This window comes from Candidatus Desulfolinea nitratireducens, assembly GCF_982879505.1.
This window is the reverse complement of sequence record NZ_CEYOSI010000175.1, coordinates 1-7,688: the sequence shown is the minus strand read 5'-3', so window position 1 is coordinate 7,688 and position 7,688 is coordinate 1. Positions and strand designations below refer to the sequence as shown.

Annotated in this window: 5 protein-coding genes; all 5 read right to left on the bottom strand. The window is 48.1% G+C overall.

The window, feature by feature from the left end; all coding sequences use genetic code 11:
* Positions 1-30: 30 nt before the first annotated feature.
* A complete protein-coding gene (locus AC3DOM_RS13610; protein WP_487919591.1) occupies positions 31-2,922 on the bottom strand; it encodes an HD domain-containing phosphohydrolase in 2,892 nt (963 codons plus the stop codon).
* Between the two features lie 356 nt (positions 2,923-3,278).
* Positions 3,279-4,430, bottom strand: coding sequence for a cell division protein FtsZ (gene ftsZ, locus AC3DOM_RS13605; protein ID WP_487919590.1), 1,152 nt, complete (start codon positions 4,428-4,430; stop codon positions 3,279-3,281).
* 75 nt (positions 4,431-4,505) lie between these two features.
* Positions 4,506-5,744, bottom strand: coding sequence for a cell division protein FtsA (gene ftsA, locus AC3DOM_RS13600; protein ID WP_487919589.1), 1,239 nt, complete (start codon positions 5,742-5,744; stop codon positions 4,506-4,508).
* Positions 5,745-5,748: 4 nt separating this feature from the next.
* Positions 5,749-6,708, bottom strand: coding sequence for a cell division protein FtsQ/DivIB (locus AC3DOM_RS13595; RefSeq protein WP_487919588.1), 960 nt, complete (start codon positions 6,706-6,708; stop codon positions 5,749-5,751).
* The coding region (locus AC3DOM_RS13590; protein ID WP_487919587.1) for a D-alanine--D-alanine ligase family protein at positions 6,705-7,688 on the bottom strand (984 nt) is incomplete at its 5' end. The genes AC3DOM_RS13590 and AC3DOM_RS13595, both read right to left, overlap by 4 nt.

Sequence of the window (7,688 nt, the reverse complement as noted above, 5' to 3'; positions counted from 1 at the left end):
ATCACTCGTCACGTTTCACTCTTCACAAAATCATCCTTTTTCATCTTTCAGTTTTTGCTGTACTATATCTAATTTCAAGAAAGTTTCCAGCAATGAAGGGTCGAAGTAAGTTCCCGATTGATCTTTTAAATAGTCCACCACTTTGCTTGGATGCCACGCCAATCGGTAAGGACGGTCCGTAATCAGAGAATCCCAGACATCCACTATCGCAAAAATCCGGGCGGCCAGGGGAATTTCTTCTCCTGCAAGCCCTTGCGGATATCCTGTTCCATCCCAATGTTCATGATGGCAGTAGGGGATATCAATCGCCGGGCGGAGATATTGAATTGACGAGAGCATTTCAAAACTATAGATCGGGTGCTGTTGCATGATCTTCAATTCTTCCTCGGTGAGTGGCCCTGGTTTATGCAATATTTGATCGGGAACACCTATTTTTCCAATATCGTGTAATAAGGCCCCTCGCCTTATATGAACCAATTCGTCAGACTGCATTCCTGTAGCTTCAGCCAAAAGTAAAGTGATCTTTGTTACTCGTTGAGAATGTCCCTCTGTTTCCTTATCGCGTAAATCCAGCGCGTGACTCCACCCCTCCAGAGTTGCATCATAGGCCAGGGTGAGTTCGGCATTGGCATTTTCCAGCCCGATGAACAAGCGAGATGTTTCGATGGCAGAACCGGCCTGATCTGCAAATGCCAACAGATGTTTTGCATGAGCTGAGGTAAAGAAATCAGGTTTATTACTGTTCAGATTCAAAAATCCGATCACATTCCCCTTGGAGCGGATGGGTACGCCAAGATAAGATCTCACCCAGCGACTCTCAGGATGGTCTACCCACCCCGGATGCTCACGCGTGTTGTAAACAATTTGTGGTTCTCCAGTCTCACTCATTTTTAGCAGAAGAGGCGTCTGGTCTACGGGCATCTGTCGGTTTAATACGAATGCCTCTTCGGTAAACTTTTCATCACCACGGCGGCGAACGACGTGTACAATTCCATTGTCAATCAGCATAATATTGATTGCTTCGTGCGGGACAACCTGCTCTACATTTGCCAGAATACGATCCAGGACAAGCTCGTAATCCAGAGTGCTGGTGAGCGCTGCAGCTGAATCTTTTAATGCTTCAATTACATTATATTGTTCCCTCTCAGCCGCCAATAACCATGCACGTTCAATCGCTGATGCAGCCTGATCTCCAATTGACTCCAGAAAGATCAGGTCTTCCCGATTATATGCCTCACGTGTAAGGCTGCGACCAAGTGCCAACCAGCCTGCCAAACCGCTCTGGCTGGAAAAAGGGATGAATATATTTGCGTTTAATCTTGAGAGTTTCTCCCGCTCGGGTTCAAGCTCCCGAGGAATGCTTTGATCAAGTGTCAGATAGACTGTACCTTTTGTGATCTCCAGTAAACGAGCTAATGGGCTGTCTCCTTCAAAATCCAGGTTTCTGAGTGTGTCTTCCTCTTTGGGGATGATCGAATAAAACCTAAAAGAACCAGATGGTTCATCGCGCGCGAATAAATAGGCCTGTGCTGGTTGGACAGTATTCTCCAGGGAATGGCGTAATGCCATTACAACTTGCGGAAAATCCACCGAGGTTTTTAAAAAGTGACCAAACTCCCACACGCGCTCCCTGAGACCGCGGTTCCGGCGAAAAAAAAGGAGATCTATATTTCTTTGCACCCAGGCGCGTAGAGGATCATATACAAATACGAGGGTGATAGTGAAGATGATGCCAATGATGAATATAGAATTGTCAGCAGGAAGAGCAATGCCAGTAATAGTGTGGGTTATCGTAGTGAGGAATATATAACCAACTCCTGCTAAAGCTGCCAATATTACATAAGCTGATCCTCGCGCAATTAAGCGGTCTGTATTCAAAAGCCTGTGACGCAAGATGGCATAGGCAATAGCCAATGGGAATAAACTCAAAGGTGGAAGAAATGCTGAGACATTAAAGGCAACGGGTTCAACAGTTGCTCGCGCCAAATAATAAGCAATGGGGCTGAAAGCTATTACACTACCCCATAATATGACGCCTGCCTGTTCGCGGACAATAGGTGTTGGTGCGCGTAAACGCCGGTAAAAGGCCAATCCCAAAAAAAACAGGATAGCCAGAGACGCAAAAAGATATTCTCGCTGCCAGGCATTTACATAAGCAGTCGGGTTGTTGAAATCATATAAAATTTGCAGACTCATCAGGATCAATATACTTGCAGGGAGGATACCAATCCAGCGTAAAACGGGATATTTTTTGCCCCAGGCAGCTTTATGAGGAAATACAAGGCTCAGAGTGAACAGGCTCGCTGCGGCAATTGGGATGGACATCGTCCATAGCCAGGAAAATACATGGGTAGTGTATAAATCAAATAAGCTCCCAATACCAATTCCCATGGAAGCGCAAAAAATCATAAATGCCCGCCCGGTAACATTATGCCACCTTACCCTAAAAACCCATAAGCCAATTAAAAAATATGTCCATCCAATAGTATAGGGAACGATAAAAAAGGCAAAGAAATCAAAAGATGGGAATTTTTGAAGTTTAATCCTTAGTTGATTTATCTCTCCTTGAGAGCGGTAAAGAAGCGAAACCTCCTCACCAACTAAATGATCTCCCAGAATTTTTGTGATTTCCTCAGTCTCTCGAAGATCCTGTCCATTAATTGAAATTAGTTGAAAGGGATATTTGAGACCGGCTTCTATTCCCACCCAGGGTGTATTTCCTTGTTCTTCGACACTGTTAAATACAAGTGTTTGTTCAACGAAAGCACCAATAAACGGTAATTGTGCCCAACGATAGGCTAAAAAGGGCACAGTGATTAATACAAGCAAAGAGCTAACCAATATTATATTGGTTAACCAAAGCCCGAATTGGTCTATGCGCTGGAGAAATCTGCCATTATTTTTTGTTTTTTTCAGAAACATGCCGATGTTTCCTTTATAAACTCTTTGTAAATAGAAGTTCTTTAGACTTCTTGCAAAAACCCCTTTTGACAATGCTCTAGCCGCCGTCCTCGGCGGCAGGGACACCGCCGGGAGCACTTATGCAAGAGGTCTTTTCTTATTATCTGGATAATCCTAACATAGCTTATTGAGATTTTTCCTATAATAATTGATATACACCTGAAATACCATCCATAATAACATCCATTATTGCCTCTTAAACAAGAAACGATCTTCCTCGCTGGCAGACGAGGAGATCGCTCCCTGATGGACCTACAGGACTCGTATTGCTACTTCATTTTTTATCAAGAGAACAGAAGTCCGCTCCCTTGTAAATCCTACCGTCGTTTTCGTAAAAAGGTCGGAATATCCAGATCATTATCTTTGTAGTTTTTCTCAATTTTATTGTGTTCTGATACAGGTTTTACATCGGCCTCTACGCTAACACTCTCTCGCGCTGGGCTGACAAAATGAGCCATATCTTTCTTTTCTTCGCGATGGCGGGTAGGGCGCAAGATACGGCGCGGAACGCCGCTGCGCTCAAAACCCGTCGCGATGACCGTGATGCGAACATCATCGCCCATGGTCGGGTCAATCACCGCACCGAAGATCATATTCACATCTGGGTGTGCGGTTTCACGAATAATCGCCGCGGCCTGATTGACCTCGAAGAGAGTCAATTCGGAGCCACCGGTAATGTTAAAGAGAACACCGCGGGCGCCATCAATGGTGATATCCAGTAATTGGCTGGAAATGGCTTGCTCAGCAGCTTTGCGGGCTCGCTCGTCGCCCGAGCCTGATCCCACCGCCATCAATGCTGCACCACCCTCAGACATGATCGTCCGCACATCGGCAAAATCGAGGTTGATCAAACCGGGGATGGTAATCAACTCCGAGATGCCCTGAATACCCTGATGTAAAACATCATCCGCCATACGGAAGGCATTCTGCAGGCTGGCACGCTTGTCTGCGAGCTGGAGCAGACGGTCATTTGGAATTGCGATCAAAGTATCAGCGTGTTCCTTCAATTTGCTGATCCCATCTTCGGCGGCCTGTATTCTGCGCGAGCCTTCAAAGGTGAATGGACGGGTAACCACGCCAATGGTCAGCGCACCCGATTCTTTGGCAATTTGTGCGATTGTGGCTGCAGCACCAGTTCCGGTACCTCCGCCCATGCCAGCAGTAATAAAAACCATATCACTGCCTTTGAGGGCCTCGTAGAGGTCATCTGCTGATTCCTCTGCGGCTTTACGCCCAATTTCGGGGTTACCTCCCGCACCCAGGCCGCGCGTCAATTTGTCACCAAGTCGAACGCGGGTGGGAGCTTTGGAAAGCATCAATGACTGGGCATCGGTATTGACAGCGATAAATTCAACACCCTGGATACCCTCAGCCATCATGCGGTCTACGGCGTTGGAACCGCCGCCACCTACACCAATTACTTTAATACGGGCAAAGGCTTCTGAATTACTAACTTTTTTCGAGTCCATTTTATTTCTCCTTTTCTTACGGTGTTACTTATCTGCCAGATAAGCTGCTAAAGAATATTGTTGTGGATATAATAACTAAGGCAAGAGTCTCTTGAGCCAATTTTTTGCTGCGTCCAGATTCATAAGCGGTTCTCCTTTTGCTCGGGATTTTCGGCCCTGATTAAAAGCGATTTCATTCTCATGTATTTTCATAGCCCACCGAAGCAGCCCTACGCTGGTTGAATATGCTGGTGAGTGCAATTGATCGACCATCCCAACCAGATTTTCTGGCTGTGCAGTACGAACGGGAAAGCCCAAAACCTCACTAGCAAGTTTTCGAATACCTTCCAATGCGCTTGTGCCGCCTGTCAAGATCATCCCGGCGGGGAGCAAGCCATCATAGCCAGAGCGTTTGATCTCTTGCAGGGAGAGTTCGAAAATCTCCTCAACGCGGGCTTCGATAATATGTGCCAATTCCTGCCGATTGATTTGTACGGGTTTATCCTCGCCAAAGGGACGGATAGAGAAATAATCTTCGGCGCCAACCTCTGCGCGGAGTGCATACCCTTGTTGAAGTTTTATCTCCTCAGCCTGTGCAACGGGCAGCCGTAAACCATGCGCAATATCTGCGGTCACATGGTTACCGCCAACCGCCAAGACCATCGTATGCCAGACTTTGCCATCTACGTAGATAGCCATATCGGTTGTCCCACCGCCAATATCGCAGACAGCTGCCCCCATTTGACGTTCATTTTCAGTGAGCACAACCTCTGCTGAGGCAAGTGGATTGAGTACAAATTGCTGCACTTCCACACCGGCGGCACCTACGCACTGGCGAAGATTTTCAATTGTGGCTGCAGCGGCGGTGATGATATGTGTTTCCACCTCCAGACGGTAACCGTGCATGCCATTTGGGGTCCGGATCCCATCTTGCCCGTCAATGCTAAAGCCGCGTTGAACAATATGGATCACCTCACGGTTGTGGGGGATGGCGACCGCACGAGCCGATTCAAGGGCGCGGGTAATATCATAGTCGTCCACAACCTCGCCACTGATCGCAACCACTCCGCGACTGTTGATCGAGGAGACATGGGCTCCTGCCATGCTAACCAGGGCAGAGGCGATCTCTATCCCTGAGCTTTGTTCAGCGCGTTCCACCGAGCGGGTGATGGCGTACGAAGCGGCATCAAGATCAACAATGATTCCCTTGCGGATGCCATTGGATGGCTCGATACCCACACCTAAGATACGCAGCACATCTTCATCTTCCACACGGGCTACGAGTGTACAAATTTTGGTTGTTCCTACATCAATTCCAACAACGATCTCTTCCATCAGATTAAGGCTCCGTCCGATAATATGGCGCGTGCGGGTATTCCAAATTGATCAAAACAGGTTGAATATTCTTCTGTGTTACCCAGGTTACTATTGATTCATAAATCCGTAATTTCAGCCCAATTTCTTCGGTAATATCGCCCAGTTGAACCGTCCAACCGCGCGGGTCCGTCCAGCCGAGACCAGATTGGGGATCATAAATAATCGGTGTTCCCGGCGGTACATGAGCGATCAACGATTGGAGCGCGGCCACCGTTGTGGGGGCAATAAAGGGTGGCGGCGCCAGCTCATCATAAGTAGATTCATCCACAACGGGAGCAAGTGGAGGCCCAAGGGCTGTGACGGTAATCAGTCCATCCACTTGCGCATTACTTCGGATGGCAACTCCATTCGCATCAATCCAGGCCATCATGCCATCCTGCTGCCAAATGAGTACGGGTTGACGTTCTTTCACGTTAACATTGACGAGATTGGGCAGGCTGGTCGTTATTTCGACATCTGCCAGTTCCGGGTAAGTGAGGCGTAAATGGCGTTCCATATATTGTGGCACGAGTGAGAACACTTTTTTTTCTGAGAGATCGAGCGCGCGGTTGATCTTTTCGGATGAAAGATATTGATTACCTCTGATCTGCGGGACAGAGACCATAAAATAAGGCGAAGTCCAGAGAAGATAAAGAACGATGCTCAAAATGATTGTCAATGCTGCGGAAGCCGCACGCCACTCAAGCCGAATGGCTGGCATGGCGAAGGAGCGCAATCCTTCGTAGGCTGGATTGAATGCGGCAGCTTCATACTGGCGGATATTCTTTTTACGTTTCTTGGCACCGACAAAGTTCGTCTTCTTCGAAGGGCGTATCGGTGAAACAGGCTTCAGGACGCGTTTTTCCTGCGCTTCCTGTGCTGCTTCAACGGCCCTGCGCTTACGGACGCTTTCTGCCCGGGTCATGGTCAATTTATGATTCACGCGTTACTCCGAAAACGTCGTTCTGTGCGGTCACGATCAGCTTTACGCTCCAGGGCAAGTTCAATCAGGCGATCAACCAATTGAGGATAAGAGAGGCCGCTGGCTTCCCAGAGTTTGGGATACATGCTGATCTCGGTAAATCCTGGCAGGGTATTTACTTCGTTCAGATAAAATTTATCGTCGTCTTTGTCAATCATAAAATCTACGCGGGCCATGCCAGCACAGTCGATCGCTTTATACGCCTTGACTGCGATCTGGCGCATCAGCTCGGCTCTTTCTTCAGAAAGTGGAGCCGGAATAAGCAATCCGGATGTTCCATCTATATATTTTGATTCATATGAATAAAATTCTCGACTCGGTTCTACTTCTCCGGGTACGGAGGCCTGTGGATCGTCGTTGCCCAGCACGCTGATTTCGATCTCACGGGCGTTGATGCCACGCTCGATCAGGATGCGGCGGTCATACGCAGCGGCTTCCATCAGCCCCTCACCCAGGCTGGAGCGATTATCGCATTTGCTAACGCCGACCGATGATCCCATATTGGCTGGTTTGACAAATACGGGGTAACCCAGTGTCTCGATTTTTTCGATGACTGCGTTCATATCTGCTTCGATCTCCGAGCGAAGGGCAAATACCGATTCCACAACGGGGATGCCATTGGCGATCATCACATCTTTGAAGATGCCCTTGTCCATGCCAACTGCCGATCCAACCACGCCTGCGCCTACGTAAGCCACATCTGCCATCTCGAGCAAACCTTGCATGGCCCCATCTTCGCCGTAGCTTCCATGCATGACAGGGAAGACCACATCAAAATCGCTTAGTTTGGTGTATTCAGTTTGACTCAAAGCATATAGTCCGGCCAGAGATGGATCACCGGGTAAAAAGACGGGGTTGAGTTCACCAGAGGCTTTACCGGAGAAGATCGCCAAAGTATTCTCACCGCTCATCCACGCACCTTCATGGGTGATGCCGATCTG

What these genes read in the sequence shown, in the direction of transcription:
- AC3DOM_RS13610 (WP_487919591.1), bottom strand. Translation starts at nt 2,922, where the DNA reads ATGTTTCTGAAAAAAACAAAAAATAATGGCAGATTTCTCCAGCGCATA.
- ftsZ (WP_487919590.1), bottom strand. Translation starts at nt 4,430, where the DNA reads ATGGACTCGAAAAAAGTTAGTAATTCAGAAGCCTTTGCCCGTATTAAA.
- ftsA (WP_487919589.1), bottom strand. Translation starts at nt 5,744, where the DNA reads ATGGAAGAGATCGTTGTTGGAATTGATGTAGGAACAACCAAAATTTGT.